The 16,907-nt window shown below is 63.6% G+C and carries 20 protein-coding genes; 16 read left to right on the top strand and 4 right to left on the bottom strand.

Annotated elements, in window-relative coordinates; all coding sequences use genetic code 11:
• The first annotated feature begins 196 nt into the window (after positions 1–196).
• The 11 genes from ACTDXD_RS07435 to ACTDXD_RS07485 all read left to right on the top strand — a co-directional run bounded on the left by ACTDXD_RS07435 (position 197) and on the right by ACTDXD_RS07485 (position 9,576).
• Positions 197–733, top strand: a complete 537-nt coding sequence (locus ACTDXD_RS07435) for a carboxymuconolactone decarboxylase family protein (protein WP_440126439.1) — start codon at positions 197–199, stop codon at positions 731–733.
• A gap of 4 nt (positions 734–737) precedes the next feature.
• Complete coding sequence (locus ACTDXD_RS07440) at positions 738–2,018, top strand: aromatic ring-hydroxylating oxygenase subunit alpha (RefSeq protein ID WP_440126440.1); 1,281 nt, start codon at positions 738–740, stop codon at positions 2,016–2,018.
• Positions 2,002–2,325 carry a hypothetical protein gene (locus tag ACTDXD_RS07445; protein ID WP_054807988.1) on the top strand — a complete coding sequence of 108 codons (324 nt, stop codon included), beginning with the start codon at positions 2,002–2,004 and terminating at the stop codon, positions 2,323–2,325. The genes ACTDXD_RS07440 and ACTDXD_RS07445 overlap by 17 nt, the downstream gene beginning before the upstream one ends.
• Before the next feature lie 355 nt (positions 2,326–2,680).
• A complete protein-coding gene (locus ACTDXD_RS07450; RefSeq protein ID WP_440127572.1) occupies positions 2,681–3,976 on the top strand; it encodes a cytochrome P450 in 1,296 nt (431 codons plus the stop codon).
• Positions 3,973–4,161, top strand: coding sequence for a ferredoxin (locus ACTDXD_RS07455; RefSeq protein ID WP_440126441.1), 189 nt, complete (start codon positions 3,973–3,975; stop codon positions 4,159–4,161). Before ACTDXD_RS07450 ends, ACTDXD_RS07455 begins: the two co-directional genes overlap by 4 nt.
• A 233-nt stretch (positions 4,162–4,394) precedes the next feature.
• On the top strand, positions 4,395–5,675 hold the full coding sequence (locus tag ACTDXD_RS07460; protein WP_440126442.1) for an aromatic ring-hydroxylating oxygenase subunit alpha: 1,281 nt from the start codon (positions 4,395–4,397) through the stop codon (positions 5,673–5,675).
• Complete coding sequence (locus ACTDXD_RS07465; protein WP_440126443.1) at positions 5,659–5,982, top strand: hypothetical protein; 324 nt, start codon at positions 5,659–5,661, stop codon at positions 5,980–5,982. The genes ACTDXD_RS07460 and ACTDXD_RS07465 overlap by 17 nt, the downstream gene beginning before the upstream one ends.
• A gap of 4 nt (positions 5,983–5,986) precedes the next feature.
• Complete coding sequence (locus ACTDXD_RS07470; RefSeq protein WP_440126444.1) at positions 5,987–7,198, top strand: amidohydrolase family protein; 1,212 nt, start codon at positions 5,987–5,989, stop codon at positions 7,196–7,198.
• Positions 7,185–7,601, top strand: coding sequence for a nuclear transport factor 2 family protein (locus ACTDXD_RS07475; RefSeq protein ID WP_440126445.1), 417 nt, complete (start codon positions 7,185–7,187; stop codon positions 7,599–7,601). The genes ACTDXD_RS07470 and ACTDXD_RS07475 overlap by 14 nt, the downstream gene beginning before the upstream one ends.
• Positions 7,598–8,770 carry an acyl-CoA dehydrogenase family protein gene (locus tag ACTDXD_RS07480; protein WP_440126446.1) on the top strand — a complete coding sequence of 391 codons (1,173 nt, stop codon included), beginning with the start codon at positions 7,598–7,600 and terminating at the stop codon, positions 8,768–8,770. The genes ACTDXD_RS07475 and ACTDXD_RS07480 overlap by 4 nt, the downstream gene beginning before the upstream one ends.
• 71 nt (positions 8,771–8,841) lie before the next feature.
• Positions 8,842–9,576 carry an acyl-CoA dehydrogenase family protein gene (locus ACTDXD_RS07485; RefSeq protein WP_440127573.1) on the top strand — a complete coding sequence of 245 codons (735 nt, stop codon included), beginning with the start codon at positions 8,842–8,844 and terminating at the stop codon, positions 9,574–9,576.
• A gap of 68 nt (positions 9,577–9,644) precedes the next feature.
• On the opposite strand, the gene ACTDXD_RS07490 is transcribed toward ACTDXD_RS07485, so the two are convergent.
• Positions 9,645–10,094 (bottom strand): nuclear transport factor 2 family protein, encoded by a 450-nt coding sequence (locus tag ACTDXD_RS07490; protein WP_440126447.1) that lies wholly within the window; start codon positions 10,092–10,094, stop codon positions 9,645–9,647.
• Positions 10,095–10,260: 166 nt separating this feature from the next.
• On the opposite strand from ACTDXD_RS07490, the gene ACTDXD_RS07495 reads away from it, so the two are divergent.
• Genes ACTDXD_RS07495 through ACTDXD_RS07505 form a run of 3 tightly spaced genes read left to right on the top strand, consistent with a single transcriptional unit; the run spans position 10,261 to position 12,175 of the window.
• Complete coding sequence (locus tag ACTDXD_RS07495; RefSeq protein WP_440126448.1) at positions 10,261–11,028, top strand: SDR family NAD(P)-dependent oxidoreductase; 768 nt, start codon at positions 10,261–10,263, stop codon at positions 11,026–11,028.
• 36 nt (positions 11,029–11,064) lie between these two features.
• Positions 11,065–11,826 carry an SDR family oxidoreductase gene (locus ACTDXD_RS07500; protein ID WP_440126449.1) on the top strand — a complete coding sequence of 254 codons (762 nt, stop codon included), beginning with the start codon at positions 11,065–11,067 and terminating at the stop codon, positions 11,824–11,826.
• A 28-nt stretch (positions 11,827–11,854) separates the two neighbouring features.
• On the top strand, positions 11,855–12,175 hold the full coding sequence (locus tag ACTDXD_RS07505; RefSeq protein ID WP_440126450.1) for a hypothetical protein: 321 nt from the start codon (positions 11,855–11,857) through the stop codon (positions 12,173–12,175).
• Positions 12,176–12,234: 59 nt separating this feature from the next.
• Here ACTDXD_RS07505 and ACTDXD_RS07510 read toward each other — a convergent pair whose 3' ends face one another.
• Genes ACTDXD_RS07510 through ACTDXD_RS07520 form a run of 3 tightly spaced genes read right to left on the bottom strand, consistent with a single transcriptional unit; the run spans position 12,235 to position 15,188 of the window.
• A complete protein-coding gene (locus ACTDXD_RS07510; RefSeq protein WP_440126451.1) occupies positions 12,235–13,020 on the bottom strand; it encodes an enoyl-CoA hydratase in 786 nt (261 codons plus the stop codon).
• A gap of 10 nt (positions 13,021–13,030) precedes the next feature.
• Complete coding sequence (locus ACTDXD_RS07515) at positions 13,031–14,206, bottom strand: acyl-CoA dehydrogenase family protein (RefSeq protein WP_440126452.1); 1,176 nt, start codon at positions 14,204–14,206, stop codon at positions 13,031–13,033.
• On the bottom strand, positions 14,190–15,188 hold the full coding sequence (locus ACTDXD_RS07520) for an acyl-CoA dehydrogenase family protein (RefSeq protein ID WP_440126453.1): 999 nt from the start codon (positions 15,186–15,188) through the stop codon (positions 14,190–14,192). Before ACTDXD_RS07520 ends, ACTDXD_RS07515 begins: the two co-directional genes overlap by 17 nt.
• Before the next feature lie 179 nt (positions 15,189–15,367).
• Here ACTDXD_RS07520 and ACTDXD_RS07525 point away from each other — a divergent pair, with 179 nt between their 5' ends.
• Both ACTDXD_RS07525 and ACTDXD_RS07530 read left to right on the top strand, forming a co-directional pair.
• Positions 15,368–16,018, top strand: a complete 651-nt coding sequence (locus ACTDXD_RS07525; RefSeq protein WP_440127574.1) for a TetR/AcrR family transcriptional regulator — start codon at positions 15,368–15,370, stop codon at positions 16,016–16,018.
• A 46-nt stretch (positions 16,019–16,064) separates the two neighbouring features.
• Positions 16,065–16,907 (top strand): acyl-CoA thioesterase, encoded by an 843-nt coding sequence (locus ACTDXD_RS07530; RefSeq protein WP_440126454.1) that lies wholly within the window; start codon positions 16,065–16,067, stop codon positions 16,905–16,907.

The following is a 16,907-nucleotide window of genomic DNA, read 5'->3' on the forward strand; positions in this document are numbered from 1 at the left end:
CCCTGCAAACAGGCATCCCGTCCACGGGCGACCGACCCGCTCGGCCCCACACGCGATACGGCGCGCAAAGCGACTCGAAACATGCCCGTCACCAGGAAGTTCCGCGGTCACGCCACCGCTTGTTGACTATCCGACGGAGTCGTGAGAATCTAGCATCCGTAAACGAGAATGTGATTCTCAGAGTGAGGAGTTCGGCATGCCTTTGGTGCCCCCGCTGCCCGCAGATCAATGGGACGAGCGCGTCGACTTCGCATTGAAGGGGCTGATGCCCCGGCACATGCGGAATCCGGAGCAGGCCGGCGCTGCAATGTCGACGCTCGTCCGGCACCCGGACCTGACCAAGGCGTTCCTCGGGTTCAGCGTTCATCTGTTGTTCCGGTCGACACTGTCGCCGCGGCTGCGCGAGCTGACGATCCTTCGCGTAGCGGAGTTGTACAGCTGCGACTACGAGCGCGGCCACCACATCCAGATGGCCGAGGACGAGGCAGGGCTGTCCCGACCGGAGATCGAGGCCGCACTTGCCGGCACCGCCGTGGACGAGTTCGAGAACCGGCTCCTCGCAGCGGTCGACGAACTCGTCGAGAACTCCGCCCTGTCCGAGCAGACATGGACTGCACTCGGGGAACACCTCAGCGAACAGCAGCGGATGGACTTCATCTTCACCGTAGGCGGTTACGGCCTGATGGCCATGGCCTACAACACATTCGGCATCGAGTTCGAAAGCGAAAGGTAGAGCCTTGCCACACTTCACCAAACCGGCCGCAGGAAGCTGGACCGAGAACTACCCAGAACTCGGCACCGCCCCGGTCGACTACACCGACTCCATCGACCCCGCCTTCTTCGAAGCCGAACGCGAAGCAATCTTCAAACGCACCTGGCTCTACGTCGGCCGCGTCGAACAACTCCCCCGCGTCGGCGCCTACTTCACCAAAGAACTCCCCTCCGCCGGACCCGGCACCTCCCTGGTCATCGTCAAAGGCAACGACAGCAAGATCCGCGCCTTCCACAACGTCTGCCGCCACCGCGGCAACAAACTCGTCTGGAACGACTTCCCCGGCGAGGAAACCGCAGGCAGCTGCAAACAATTCACCTGCAAGTACCACGCCTGGCGCTACAGCCTCGAAGGCGAACTCACCTTCGTCCAGCAGGAAGGCGAATTCTTCGACCTCGACAAGGGCGACTACGGCCTCAAGGACGTACGCTGCGAAACGTGGGAAGGGTTCATCTACATCAACCTCGACCCCAACGCCGTCCCCCTCGTCGACTACCTCGGCACCTTCGCCAAGGGCCTCGAAGGCTACCCCTTCGGTGACATGACCGAGGTCTACAGCTACCGCGCCGAAATCGGCGCCAACTGGAAGCTGTTCATCGACGCATTCGCCGAGTTCTACCACGCACCGATCCTGCACATGAAGCAGGCCGTCAAGGACGAAGCAGACAAGCTTGCCGGCTACGGCTACGAAGCACTGCACTACGACCTGCAGCCCCCGCACTCGATGATCTCCTCCTGGGGCGGCATGGCACCGCCCAAGGACCTCAACATGGTCAAGCCCATCGAACGCGTCCTGCGCTCCGGACTGTTCGGTCCCTGGGACCAGCCCGACATCGACGGCCTCGCCGACGACCAGCTACCCACCGCACTGAACCCCACCGGCTTCCACAGCTGGGGCCAGGACTCCTTCGAGTTCTTCCCCAACATGACCCTGCTCATCTGGAAGCCGGGCTGGTACCTGACCTACACCTACTGGCCCACCGCCGTCGACAAGCACATCTTCGAGGCCAGCCTCTACTTCGTGCCCCCGAAGAACGCCCGCGAGCGCCTCGCACAGGAACTCGCCGCAGTGACCTTCAAGGAATACGCCCTCCAGGACGCCAACACCCTCGAAGCCACCCAAACGATGATCGGCACCCGCACGGTGACCGACTTCCCCCTCTGCGACCAGGAGCTTCTCCTGCGTCACCTCCACAAGACCGTCGGAGACTACGTCAAGGAGTACCGCGATGCCGCTGCCAACTGAATTCGCCGACCTCGAGCCCTACATCGGCTGGGACCTGGCCACCGAACCCGAACGCTACGCCAAGCGACTCGCCTCGACGATGCCGGAAATGCAGGAGTTCTACAACGCCGCATTCCCCCGCCTCGAAGACGCCATCGCCTTCTGCGACAAGTTCGACCTCGACGACCTGCCCGACGACGCACGCACCGTCATGCACCTGATGCAGTCACTGGTCATGGTCTCCTTCCCCGTCGAAGTCTGGAAACAGCCCCGCGTCCCCGACAGCGGCGCCGCCTGGGCCGAAATCACCAAAGAACCGGTGGTCTGATCCGCGTGGCCCCGGTGCGAACAATGCCTGCGAGATAGCAGTTGCACCCGCAAGTCGTGCCCGTGTCCGAGCGACGGTCGTCGCTCGGACACGGGCACACCTGCATTTCCAGCCCCTACACTTGTGATGCCAGTCATAAGGTTGCCACGATCGAGAGTGGCATCACCAAGATCAACAACACCCCGGGACCGTTTTTCCTGTTCAGCATCACAAGTCCGATATGTACGAAACATCCCTGGATGAGACATACGGATGATCATGATTTGATGTGCGACGAGACTCGGCGTCGGCGCGGCACGGACCGCGACTCGGGGCCGCGCTCGGCTACAGCCCGCAGCTTGTTTCTCGAGAGGAAATGATGACCGACATCGAGACGAAGAACTTTTTCACCGACCCTGAATTCGTCGGCGACCCCAACCCGTACTACGACGGGATGCGCGCGAGTTGCCCCGTCAAGCGCGAGCCGCACATGAACGTCATGATGGTGACCGGGTACGAGGAAGCGATCCAGGTCCTCAGCGATGAGAAGTCCTACTCCTCGTGCATCTCGGTGACCGGCCCCTTCTCGGGCTTCCCGCTCCCCGCCGAGAGCGACGACATCTCCGACCTCATCGAGGAGCGCCGCCCCTCGCTGCCGATGAACGATCAGCTGCCCACGATGGACCCGCCCCAGCACGCGGATCATCGCGGCCTGTTGATGCGCCTGATCACCCCCAAGCGCCTCAAGGAGAACGAAGAGTTCATCTACCGCTTGGCCGACCAGCTCCTCGACAACATCCTGGCCAAGGGCGAGGGTGACTACATCAGCGAATTCGCAGGTCCCTTCGCAATGCTCGTCATCGCCGACCTCCTCGGCGTCCCGGAAAGCGACCATGCGGAGTTCATCGCGGGCCTCAACCTTGCGACGGAAGGTGGCTTCACTCTCGGCAGCACCGAGGGAGAGTCGCTGAAACTGAACCCGCTCGAGTTCCTCTACAAGAAGTTCGGCGAGTACATCGAGGATCGTCGCGCGAATCCCACCGACGATGTCCTGACCGGGCTCGCGAGCGCAACGTTCCCCGACGGCACACTCCCCCCGGTCGACGATGTCCTCCGCATCGCGGCAAACGTCTTCTCCGCCGGCCAGGAGACCACGGTGCGGTTGCTGAGTTCCGGGCTCCGGATCATCGCCGAGAATCCCGAGATCCAGCAGGCCCTCCGCGAGGACCCGGAGAAGATCCCCAACTTCATCGAAGAGACGCTGCGGATGGAGAGCCCGATCAAGGGCGACTTCCGGCTCTCCAAGATTCCGACCGAAGTGGGCGGTGTCGACGTTCCGGCCGGCACCATCCTGATGCTCCTCAACGGCGCGGCCAATCGCGACTCCCGGCAGTTCGCCGACCCGGCAGAGTTCGATCTCGATCGCCGTAACGCGCGTACCCACATCGCATTCGGGCGTGGCGTCCACGCATGCCCCGGCGCTCCCCTCGCCCGTACCGAAGGTCGCGTGGGTATCCAGCGTCTCCTCGAGCGGACCATCGACATCAAGCTTTCGGAGGAGGTGCACGGACCGGAGGGCGATCGGAAGTTCGACTACCTGCCCACCTTCATCCTTCGCGGCCTGCTGAACCTCAATCTGGAGTACACGCTCGCAGAGGGTGACAGCAAGTGAAGGTTCATGTCGACGACGATGCGTGCCGTGGCCACGGCGTCTGCCTCGCGATCTGCCCGGAGGTCTTCGAGCTGAGCGACGGCGGCTACGCCGTGACGCTCGTGTCCGACGTTCCGGCCGAGCACGAGGACAATGTTCGCGAAGCCGCCGCGAGCTGCCCCGAGCGCGCAATCTCGATCTCGTAGCCCGACTTCACCCCGAACACCGCGCCCGCCCTCACGGTTCCGACCGTGGGGGCGGGCGTCTGTCATCGTGCAGCTTCTCGGCGTCGACCTGGGACTTCGGTCCGGGTCGGCGCCTTTTTCATACCTTGTCCAACTCGACGATTGACGCCGGTCCGGTTCTATGGAAACCTAAGTTTCAACAGTGAGAGCGTCATTCTCACTAGAGAGAGTGCTCTCGAACGAAAGGTAGAGCCTTGCCACACTTCACCAAACCGGCCGCAGGAAGCTGGACCGAGAACTACCCAGAACTCGGCACCGCCCCGGTCGACTACACCGACTCCATCGACCCCGCCTTCTTCGAAGCCGAACGCGAAGCAATCTTCAAACGCACCTGGCTCTACGTCGGCCGCGTCGAACAACTCCCCCGCGTCGGCGCCTACTTCACCAAAGAACTCCCCTCCGCCGGACCCGGCACCTCCCTGGTCATCGTCAAAGGCAACGACAGCAAGATCCGCGCCTTCCACAACGTCTGCCGCCACCGCGGCAACAAACTCGTCTGGAACGACTTCCCCGGCGAGGAAACCGCAGGCAGCTGCAAACAATTCACCTGCAAGTACCACGCCTGGCGCTACAGCCTCGAAGGCGAACTCACCTTCGTCCAGCAGGAAGGCGAATTCTTCGACCTCGACAAGGGCGACTACGGCCTCAAGGACGTACGCTGCGAAACGTGGGAAGGGTTCATCTACATCAACCTCGACCCCAACGCCGTCCCCCTCGTCGACTACCTCGGCACCTTCGCCAAGGGCCTCGAAGGCTACCCCTTCGGTGACATGACCGAGGTCTACAGCTACCGCGCCGAAATCGGCGCCAACTGGAAGCTGTTCATCGACGCATTCGCCGAGTTCTACCACGCACCGATCCTGCACATGAAGCAGGCCGTCAAGGACGAAGCAGACAAACTCGCCGGCTACGGCTACGAAGCACTGCACTACGACCTGCAGCCCCCGCACTCGATGATCTCCTCCTGGGGCGGCATGGCACCGCCCAAGGACCTCAACATGGTCAAGCCCATCGAACGCGTCCTGCGCTCCGGATTGTTCGGTCCCTGGGACCAGCCCGACATCGACGGCCTCGCCGACGACCAGCTACCCACCGCACTGAACCCCACCGGCTTCCACAGCTGGGGCCAGGACTCCTTCGAGTTCTTCCCCAACATGACCCTGCTCATCTGGAAGCCGGGCTGGTACCTGACCTACACCTACTGGCCCACCGCCGTCGACAAGCACATCTTCGAGGCCAGCCTCTACTTCGTGCCCCCGAAGAACGCCCGCGAGCGCCTCGCACAGGAACTCGCCGCAGTGACCTTCAAGGAATACGCCCTCCAGGACGCCAACACCCTCGAAGCCACCCAAACGATGATCGGCACCCGCACGGTGACCGACTTCCCCCTCTGCGACCAGGAGCTTCTCCTGCGTCACCTCCACAAGACCGTCGGAGACTACGTCAAGGAGTACCGCGATGCCTCTGCCAACTGAATTCGCCGACCTCGAGCCCTACATCGGCTGGGATCTGGCCACCGAGCCCGAACGCTACGCCAAGCGACTCGCCTCGACGATGCCGGAAATGCAGGACTTCTACAACGCCGCATTCCCCCGCCTCGAAGACGCCATCGCCTTCTGCGACAAGTTCGACCTCGACGACCTGCCCGACGATGCCCGCACCGTCATGCACCTGATGCAGTCACTGGTCATGGTCTCCTTCCCCGTCGAGGTCTGGAAGCAGCCCCGCGTCCCCGACAGCGGCGCCGCATGGTGCGAAATCACCAAAGAACCGGTGGTGTAACCGCATGCTGACGCTCAAAGCAGCCGGACTCCTCGATGTCGAGACCGGCGAGATCATCCGACCGGGCATCATTCACATCGACGGCGAACGTATTGCGGGCGTCGGCGGCGAACCCCGCGGAGAGGTGATCGATCTCGGTGATCAGATCCTCATGCCGGGGTTGATGGACATGGAGGTGAACCTGCTCATGGGTGGGCGTGGCGAAAAGCCCGTCTTCTCCACGGTTCAGGACGATCCTCCGATACGCATGCTGCGTGCGGTGGGCAATTCCCGCCGCACGCTGCGTGCGGGCTTCACAACGGTCCGAAATCTGGGGCTGTTCGTCAAGACCGGCGGCTATCTGCTCGACGTCGCTCTCGGCAAGGCGATCGACGCCGGATGGGTCGACGGTCCCCGCATCGTGCCCGCAGGTCACGCGATCACCCCGACCGGTGGCCACCTGGATCCGACGATGTTCGCGGCCTTTGCCCCCGGCGTCCTCGATCTGACCATCGAGGAAGGTATCGCCAACGGTGTCGACGAAGTTCGCAAGGCCGTCCGATACCAGATCAAGCACGGCGCCCAGCTCATCAAGGTGTGCGTCTCCGGCGGCGTGATGTCGATGACCGGATCCGCAGGCGCCCAGCATTATTCCGACGAAGAACTGCGCGCGATCGTCGACGAGGCACACCGGCGCGGTTTGAAGGTCGCATCCCACACCCACGGCGCCGAGGCGGTGCGCCACGCGGTTGCAGCGGGTATCGACTGCATCGAGCACGGTTTCCTCATCGACGACGACGCGATCGATCAGATGGTGGAGAACGGCACCTGGCTCGTCCCCACGACACGCCTGGCCGACGCCATGGACACCTCACACGCCCCGCCCGAACTCCAGGCCAAGGCGGCCGAGATGTTCCCGAAGGCACGCACTTCCGTGCTCGCGGCGTACAAGGCCGGTGTCAAGATCGCGGTCGGGACCGACGCTCCGGCAATTCCGCACGGCAAGAACGCCGACGAGATCGTCGCGCTCGTCGACCGGGGACTTCCCCCTCTGGCGGTCATCCAGGCCGCGACGATCAACGCAGCCGAGCTGATCGGCGTCGACGACCGTGGCCGCCTCACCGAGGGCCTGCTCGCCGACATCATCGCAGTGCCCGGCGATCCCACCGAAGACATCACCGTCACGCAGGACGTGCGGTTCGTGATGAAAGGCGGAAAGGTCTATGTCAACAAGTGACGACCTGGTCGAGATCAATCAACTCCTCGCGCGTTACGCCGTGAACATGACCAAGGGTGACGTCGACGGTGTCATGGCCGTGTTCACTCCCGACGGCACCTACAGTGCGTTCGGTGACGAGTTCACCCTCGATCAGTTCCCTCAGTTGGTTGCGGCGGCACCGCAAGGTCTCTTCATGACCGGTACCTCGTTGATCGCACTCGACGGCGACACTGCGACGGGTACACAGCCGCTGTGCTTCGTCGAGCATTCGGCACACGACATGCGCATCGGGTACTACAACGACACCTACCTCCGGACCGAGGCCGGGTGGCGGCTGAAGACCCGCAAGATGACGTTCATCCGTCGCAGCGGTGTGCACGACTCGGGAATTCCGCACGCATTCGAGGCACCGACGGCATGAACTTCACTGGGGCGAGCGAAGCGACGGGAGGTGTCCAGGCGAGCGAAGCGACGGGGAGTGTCCAGGCGAGCGAAGCGACGGGGAGTGTCGCGGAGTTCAGGACAGCAGTTGGCGCCTGGCTCGACGAGAACGATCTCACCCCCGGACCCGACCTGACGTTCGACGAACACGTCGAGCAGCTGGGCCGGGTCCGGCGCGCTCTCTACGATGCCGGCTGGATGCGCTACGGATGGCCGGCCGAGGTCGGAGGCCTCGGTGGTCCCGCGATGCTGCGGGCGGTACTCGGTGAAGAGGTCGCGACACGCGACCTCGCCGAACCGGGCATCTACTCGATGATCGAAGTCCTCGCGCCCACCATGATCAAGTACGCGAGGCCGGAACTGGCGGCCGAGATGGTGCCCCGTCTGCTCGACGGCAGCGAACAGTGGTGCCAGGGGTTCTCCGAGCCCGGCTCTGGCAGCGACCTGGCATCGTTGTCGACCCGCGCCGAGCAGCGCGGCGACACGTGGGTGATCAACGGGCAGAAGGTGTGGACCTCGCTGGCGCAGTTCGCCACCCGATGTGTGCTTCTCACCCGCACGGGCCCCGGGCACGACGGCATCACGGCATTCTTCCTCGACATGGATACCCCGGGTATCACGGTTCGTCCACTGACGACGATGCACGACCGCGACGAGTTCTGCGAGGTCTACTTCGACGATGTCGTGGTGCCTGCCGATCGGATGCTCGGAAATCCGGGCGACGGCTGGAAACTCGCGATGGATCTGCTGCCACACGAGCGTTCGTCGTGTTTCTGGCACCGGATCGCCTACTTGTTCACTCGTCTCGACCAGGTGGCTGCCGTGTCCGATCCTGCCGACGATCGGGAGCTCGGCGATGCGTACCTCGCGCTGCACACGGTGCGGTGCCGCTCGTACAGCACGCAGAAGCGGCTCCAGGCCGGATTGCCGTTGGGGCCGGAGACCTCGGTCGACAAGGTCCTGCTCGCGACCGCCGAGCAGCAACTGTTCGACACCGCGCGGGATCTGATTCCGGGAAGGATCGAACTGTTCGACACCGAGCTGCGGACCGAGTTCCTGTATTCGCGGGCCGCGTCGATATACGGCGGTACCGCGGAAATCCAGCGCAACATCATCGCTCGCCGTCTACTGCAACTGGGGAAAGAGTGAAGACCACGAACAGCACTGCACCGGCGGTCGATTCGGAACTGGCACTCCTCGAGGACGCACTTCGCAAGACCATGGAGGCCAACTCGGGTGTCGCACTCGACTCGGCGCTCGTCGAACTCGGCTGGCACGACATGCTCAGCGAGATGCCTGATGTCGCAATCTCTCTGGTGTTCCGGCTGCTGGGCGAGACCGGCGCGCACGCACCGGTGATCAACGACGTGATCCTGGCCGAGGCCGGCGCCGAACCCGGAGGCACAGTGCCGCTCCCATACGCGGGGGGCTCGTGGCTCGTGTGGCACCGCACCGAGCGGAGTACCGAGGCGCTCGACAAGGAGCTCACCGTCGAGGTGGTCGAATCCGGGAATCCGGTACCGCTCGCTGCGGGCCGTCGCGCGCTCGGGTGGTGGCTGGTGGGCACGAGCCGCACCATGCTCGATCTCGCCCGTACTCATGCGCTCGATCGCACGCAGTTCGGCAAGCCCATCTCCGGCTTCCAGGCCGTGCGTCACAAGCTCGCCGAGACGTTCGTGGCAATCGAGGGGGCCGAAGCGGCGCTCCTCGTCGCGGACGACGAGTTCAGCTCGCTCTTGGCCAAGGCCGCCGCAGGTAAGGCGGCGGTGACCGCCGCGCGGCACTGTCAGCAGGTGCTCGGCGGGATCGGATTCACCGACGAACACGATCTGCATCGTCATATTCGCCGCGGATTGTTCCTCGACGGATTGCTCGGTAGCGCCAAGGAATTGACACGAGAAGCAGGGGCGGCCATCCGCGCGTCGGGGTCCGCTCCGCGCATCGCCAACCTGTAGCAATCACCTGAACCAGTAGAGGCCACCGTCAACGACGGTGGCCTCTACTCGTACATCCCCTGGATCGACTACGACGCTGCCGCGCCGTTCTTGGAGGGATCGGGGTGGTTCGAGAACCAGAGGTTCTCCTCTACGGCCTTGCGGCTCTTCCATCCATCGGCTGTGCGCACGACCTCGTGGTGGTAGTTGCCGCCGCAGTATGTCAGGCCGTCGACACCCGGAAGCTGCATCGGGTTGTAGAACATCGCCGAGACCTCAGCGGTGTCGTCATCGACGAACGTGATCGCGATGTTGGTGACGAAGTGCTGGGTCATGGGGCACTGGTCGAGCCCGCGGCTCAGCATGGCGATCACCTGGTCGCGTGTGCCCGCCGGGTAGCCGACCGATGTGTAGTCGAGAGCTGCGTCGTCGGTGAAGATCGACGCCAGCGCTTCCCAGTTCTTCGTGTCGACCGAAGTCGCGTACTTGTACAGCAGGTCGGCGATGTCGAGCCGGTCCTGGAGTCGCTGCAGTGTCATTGTTGTCCTTTGCTTTTCGATGTCGGATCTGCCGTATTTTTCCATCCCACACACAGACGGCCCTGGGCACCCACCCGCTCCGAGCGCTACTCTCCCTTCTCGAAATCGTATTCTTTCCGATAAGAATATGCTTTCCAAATTCCAGATTCTGCGTAACAATCGGTGCATGACGCCATTGGATTCACTGCACGACCTCACAGGGAAGACCGCCATCGTCACCGGTGGCTCACGGGGAATCGGCCGCGCAATCGCCCAGATACTCGCCGAGGCAGGGGCCGACGTCGTCATAGCGTCCCGCAAGCTCGACGGCTGCGAGCTCGCCGCGAAGGAAATCGAGGCATCGACCGGACGTCGCGTGCTCGCCGTCGCGTGCCATGTGGGTAACTGGGACGACTGCGACGCGTTGGTCGACCGCACCCTCGAGCACTTCGGCCGCCTCGACGTCCTGGTCAACAACGCCGGAATGTCACCGCTGTACGAGAATCTCGAATCGATCACCGAGGATCTCTACGACAAGACCCTCAACGTCAATCTCAAAGGACCGTTCCGCCTTGCCGTTCGCGCAGGTGCTCACATGGCCGCCAACGGCGGCGGGTCGATCATCAACGTCGGCACGGCGGGCTCCCTGACTGCGAGCGTGCGCGAACTCCCCTACGCGTGCGCCAAGTCGGGTCTCAATGCCCTGACGGTCGGTCTTGCAGACGCGTACGCACCCACCGTCCGTGTCAATGCGATCCTGCCCGGACCGTTCAGGACCGACCTTTCGAAGGCATGGGCGCCGCCGGAAGGCGAAGAAGCACCGTTTGTCCCGCTGGGGCGCATGGGGCGACCCGAAGAAGTGGCTCCGCTCGCGCTGCATCTCGCCAGTGACGCTTCGAGTTTCACCACCGGGGCCATCATCCGCGTGGACGGCGGAGTCACCAAGAAGGTCTGAGCCCGCGGCAATCCACACATTTCGAGAAAGGCACCTATGACGGATTCGAAGCAACTTGCAGACAAGGTCGCCATCGTCACAGGAGCGGGCGGCGGGATCGGCCGCACCTACTCCCGAGGTCTCGCCGAGGCTGGCGCCGCAGTGGTCGTTGCCGACATCGACCTCGACACCGCGACCGCCACAGCCGACGAACTGAAGGCCGACGGATATCGGGCGCTCGCCGTCCGGGTCGATGTGAGGGACGAGAAGAGCACGTCGGACATGGCCGCCTCAGCTGCCGCAGAGTTCGGATCCGTCGACATTCTCGTCAACAACGCAGGCCTGATGGCAGAGGTCGTCGGCAAGGGCGGTCTCACCTCCATGTCGTTGGACCTGTGGACCAACACGCTCGCGGTCAATCTCACCGGCCCGCTCCTGTGCACCCGCGCCGTCGTCCCGTACATGAAAGAGCGCGGTTACGGAAAGATCGTCAACCAATCGTCCAGCGGCGCCTTCATGGCCGCCCAGGCCTACGGAATCACCAAGCTCGGCCTGGTGAGCATGACGGTGTCGCTATCACGGGAGCTCGCGCCGTTCGGGATCCGCGTCAACGCCATCGCGCCGGGCATGGTGAACACCGAGGCGGGCGACATCGCATCGCCGCCCGAGCTGAAGGAGATGGTCAAGCACGCGATCCCGTTCCCCTTCGGTGAACCCGAGGAGCTGATTCCAGGTCTGCTGTATCTGGTTTCGTCCGGCAGCGATTGGGTGACAGGCCACACCTTGAACATCGACGGCGGCTGGATCGTTCGAGTCTGACCCCCATCCACACGTGAAAGGGCGAAGCATGAAGCATTACCTGATGGTCGAGGCATACCCGTCCCACCCGGAACGGGTCGACGAGTTCAACGAATGGTACGAGACGACGCACATCCGCGAGGTCGTCGCATGTGACGGTTTCCTCAAGGCCACCCGTCTGGCCCCGGCCGACGCTGCCGGCGGCTCGTTCGTCACCCTCTACGAGATCGAGGGTGACCCGGAGAAGGCGCTGCACAATGTGCACGCTGCCGCAGCAGCGAAGCAGTTCGACATGTCGGATTCCCTGAGCTTCGGTCCGGTCCCGAAGATGCGCATCATGAGCGTGTACTCGGAATACGTCAAGCCGTGAGCATCCGAAGCTGATTCGGGCGCCTCCGCACTTCGCGGAGGCGCCCGAATCATATTGTTCTACTTGATATTCTGCTTCATCTCGTCGAGCTTCATCAATACCGGCCATCCACCGACGCTCAGGGCATTGCCGTGGCCGGTCTGGTGTACGTCGAACACCGACTGGATCGCCGCGTAGAAGCCCTGGACGTCGAGTGTCTGATTGACCGCCCGTTTGGCCTGCCGCAGACCGAACGGCGGCATCTTCGCGATCTGTTCGGCGAGTGCTCGCGTTTCGGTGTCGAGCTCATCGCGGGGCACGACCTTGTTGACCATACCGGTCTTCTCGGCCTCTTCTGCTGTGACCGGCCTACCGGTGAACAGGATCTCCTTGGCCTTGCGCGGACCGAGTTCCCAGGTGTGACCGTGGTACTCGACGCCACCGATACCCATCATGACAACCGGATCGGAGAATTTCGCGTCCTCGGCCGCGATGATCAGGTCGCACGGCCAGCACAGCAGCAGACCGCCGGCGATACAACGCCCCTGCACCGCCGCAATCGAAGGCTTGGGGATGTTGCGCCAACGCATCGAGTACTCGAGATAGCGACGGGATTCGGTGGTGTAGATCATGTCGAGCGTGATCTTGTCGGGCACCGGTCCGCCGCCGCCGGTCATGTCGTGCCCCGCGGAGAAGTGTTTGCCTTCCGCGCGCAGCACAATCACCGATACGTCCGGGTCGTCGCCCGCACGGGACCATGCCGCGTCGAGTTCGTCGAGCAGAGCTGCGTTCTGAGCATTCGCAGCATCCGGCCGGTTCAACGTGATCGTGGCGATCCTGTCCGCTACCTCGTAGAGAATGTACAAGTTACGCTCCTCAGCCGCGTGGTAGCCCGAGCACTCGCTGGGCGACGATGTTCCTTTGGATCTCGGAGGTCCCGCCCGCGATGGTGCCTGCAAAACTGCGGGCGAAGCGTTCGAACCAACTCGACGAGAAATTGTCGAGATTCCATGGCGTGTACGGCGCGGTCGATGCAGGGTGCACGAGCCCTTGCGCTCCTTCGGCATCGAGTGCGTGCTCGGCCGAGCGCTGAATCGCTTCGGATCCGAGCAGTTTCAGTACCGAGAGGGAGGCGACATCTTGCTCGCCGCGTGACTCGCGTGCCAGGGCGGCAGATCCGAGCAGACGCAGCGCTTGCAGGTCCATCACCAGCGTTGCATACCGGTCGCGATCGATGACCGTGCGCGGCTCGAAGTCTACGACGAGATCTTCCAATCGGTCTGCGAAGCTGAGCCACAGGAGGGTGCGCTCGTGTCCGAGCGAGCCGTTGGCAACGCTCCAGCCCCGGTTGAGCTCGCCGATGAGGTTTTCCGCCGGGACCCGGACGTCCTCGAAGAACACCTCGTTGAAGTCGCGATCGTCCTTGTCGGCGATGGACGCGAACGGACGCCGGACCACACCCGGTGTGTCGGTGGGGATCAGCAGCACGCTGATGCCCTTGTGCTTGGGCGCATTCGGATCGGTGCGAACAAAGGTGAGGAGCACATCGGCGTGGTGAGCGCCGGAGGTCCATACCTTCTGTCCGTTGACGACGAAGTGGTCGCCGTCGAGCACAGCGCGCGTGCGAAGACCTGCGAGGTCGGAGCCTGCGCCGGGTTCGCTCATTCCCAGTGCTGCGGTGATCTCCGCGCGCAGGATGCGCGCGGCCCACTTCTGCTTCTGCTCCTCGGTACCGAACGAGAGGATGGACGCCGCAATGATGCCGAGTCCCTGAGGATTGAAGCTGTGGTAGATCCGGCGTTTGGACAGCTCTTCGAGATGGACGGCCTGCTGTATCAATGTCGCGTTGCGGCCACCGAATTCAGGCGGATTCCCCGGAAGAAGCCAGCCGTTGTCGAATTGGAGTCGCTGCCAGCGGCGTGCCCATTCGGGCATGTCGGCGCTCGAGGTGGATCGTTCTGTGGCGTCCGCCTCGTCGGGCAGGTTCGCCTCGAGGAAGGCCACGAACTCGGCGCGGAACGCCTCGACGTCGTCGTCATACGAGAGTTGCACGGTACTCCTCGGTGATCAGTGCCCGATGCTCGGCGGCACTACCGAGCAGATGCTCACAGGCGCGGGCACGTTTGAGCGCGAACTGCAGATCGTTCTCCCAGGTGAAGCCCATGGCGCCGAACAACTGCAATCCGTGACGGAAGACGAGCGATTGGCATTCACCGGCTGCGGCCTTGGCCATCGACGCGGCGAGATTCCTGCGCGGGTCGTCCTCGGCGATGGTGAGCGCCGCGAAGTACGCCAGTGCGCGGGCGCGTTCGATCGCGATGTGCATGTCGGTGGCCTTGTGCTGGACGGCCTGGAACGACCCGATCGTGACACCGAACTGCTGCCGGTTCTTCACATGGTCGAGCGCGAGATCGAGAACCCGTTGGCACGCACCGACAGTCGTGAGCGCAAGCCCTGCGAGCGCCATGTGGCGGGCCCGGGCCGGATCGGCGTCGGAACGCGGATCGCCCTCGACCCGAACGTGCTCGAACCGAACCTCAGCGATGTGCAGGGCGGGGTCGAACACCGGACTGCGGGTCGCGGTGACCTTGTCGGAGGTGACGACGAAGACGCCCGCGTCGGTGACCACTGCCAGAAGGTCGGCGCGGTCCCCGTCGAGAACCTGCGCGGCCGTGCCGTGGAGCACCCACCCGTCGGCGTCGCGATGCGCATGGACACCGCTGTACACCGCTGCGCCGGCCTGATCGGGTTCGGCCACACCGGGTGCGAGCTGCGCGAACTGCGTCATCGTCGCCAGATAGGGCGTGGGATCCGTGGCCCGCCCCAGCTCCTCCAGGACGATCCCGAGCTCGACAGCCGCCTCGGGATCCGTGAGCTCGGTCCAGCCGAGTCCCACGAGGGCTTTCCACAGCGGCCCTGGGTCTGCGCCGTTGTCGACGATATTGCGGATCAGCGTGGACGGACATTCCTTCGCCGTGACGTCACGGACGGTGTCCTGCCACAGTCGCTGATCGGAGTCGAACTCGAAAAGCATTCCGACATACCTCTCTGACAGAGCTGCGGTGCACAGCCATATGAGAATATCATTCTCTATACAAGAAAGTAATGGTCTCATTCGGCGCATCTGACTCTTGGGTAACCTTGCGGAAAAGAGCACGCTCTCCGGTACAGTGCTCACATGTTTGCCTCACGCAACAATGGGCAGTGCGCGCAGTGACCGGCCCGAGCGAAGAACCCGCATGGAAGCAGCGCGCGGTCGAGCGGTCCATCCGGACCGCGAAACTGCGGGCCGAACAGCGCGTGCAGCGCTTTCTCGACGCCGCCCAGGCCATCATCACCGAGAAGGGCAGTACCGACTTCACGGTGCAGGAGGTCGTCGACCGCTCGAAGCAATCACTACGTAGCTTCTACCTGCAATTCGACGGCAAGCACGAGCTGCTGCTCGCCCTGTTCGAGGACGCTCTGGGTCGCTCCGCCGACCAGATTCGCGCGGCCGCGGCGGGCGAGCACGATCCGATGGATCAGCTCCGCGTGGCGGTCGAGCTCCTGTTCGAATCGTCGCGTCCGGACCCGGTTGCTCAACGCCCCCTGTTCACCGATTTCGCTCCTCAGTTGCTGCTCACACATCCGGCCGAGGTCAAGGTTGCCCACGCATCGATGCTGGCCTTGTTCACCGAACTGATGGAGAAGGTCGCGGCTTCGGGCCAGTTGCGCAGCGATTTCAACGCGCGACGTGCCGCGGCAATGACCATGCAGACCGTGATGTTCATCGCCCAGTCGAGCGGCGACGCCGACGCCACCGCGCGGCCGATCACCGCCGACGAGGTGTGGACATTCTGCTCACTCGGATTCGCTACCAAATAGGAAGAATGCTGTTCTCATTTGAGAGCGGGTCATTTACACTCGGCTTGTGACCGAGCTTTGGAATGACCTCCTGACGTGCCTCGACCTCACTCCGGCAGCCGATACGCCCCCTGCTTCCGCTGATGCCCCGTCGAGCAAGACGGTTTTCGAAGGCGCAAACCAGCGCCTGGAATACCACCGGCTCTTCGGCGGCCAGCTGCTCGGACAGTTCGTCCGGGCAGCTCAGCTGACCTGCCCGGAAAAGGCCATCAAATCGCTACACACCGTGTTCGCCCGCGAAGGGCGCGCCGATGAGGCGGTCCGATACGAGGTGACGCGCCAGCACGAAGGCCGGTCCTTCGGCACCCTGACCATCGTCGCGCGCCAGACCAAGGGTGTGCTGGCCACTGCATCGGTCTCCATGCACGCTCCGGAGAACGGCCCCGAGCGACAATCCTTCCCGCCGGTGCCTTCGCTACTCGCGGAAGAGAGCCGGGTCGACTTCTCTCTCATACCCTGGGAGACTCGCGCGTCTTCGGACCTCAATGATCTCGGAACTGCCACACCCGAATTCGACATGTGGATGCGCACGCCCACCGTCGACGAAACGCTGGCACCCGCACTCACCTCGTATGCGACCGACCTCCACCTCATCGGCACCGCACTCCTGGCCGTCGACGGCTACTGCCAGACCGGCAACGGCACGGCCTTCACCTCGGCGGTGACCTCACACAATCTCTGGTTTCACCGCCCCTTCCGCACCGATGATTGGCTTCTGTTGCGCCACAACAGCCCTCTCATCGCCAACGGTCGCTGCTTCGGCCGCGGCGATGTCTTCACCGAACAGGGCGACCTCGTCGCCTCCTTCGCTCAGGAAGCACTCCTGCGCCTTCCTCCCGAGGTGTCTTGA

The organism is Rhodococcus sp. SJ-3, from assembly GCF_051918125.1.
In the GTDB taxonomy this organism is placed as follows: domain Bacteria; phylum Actinomycetota; class Actinomycetes; order Mycobacteriales; family Mycobacteriaceae; genus Rhodococcus.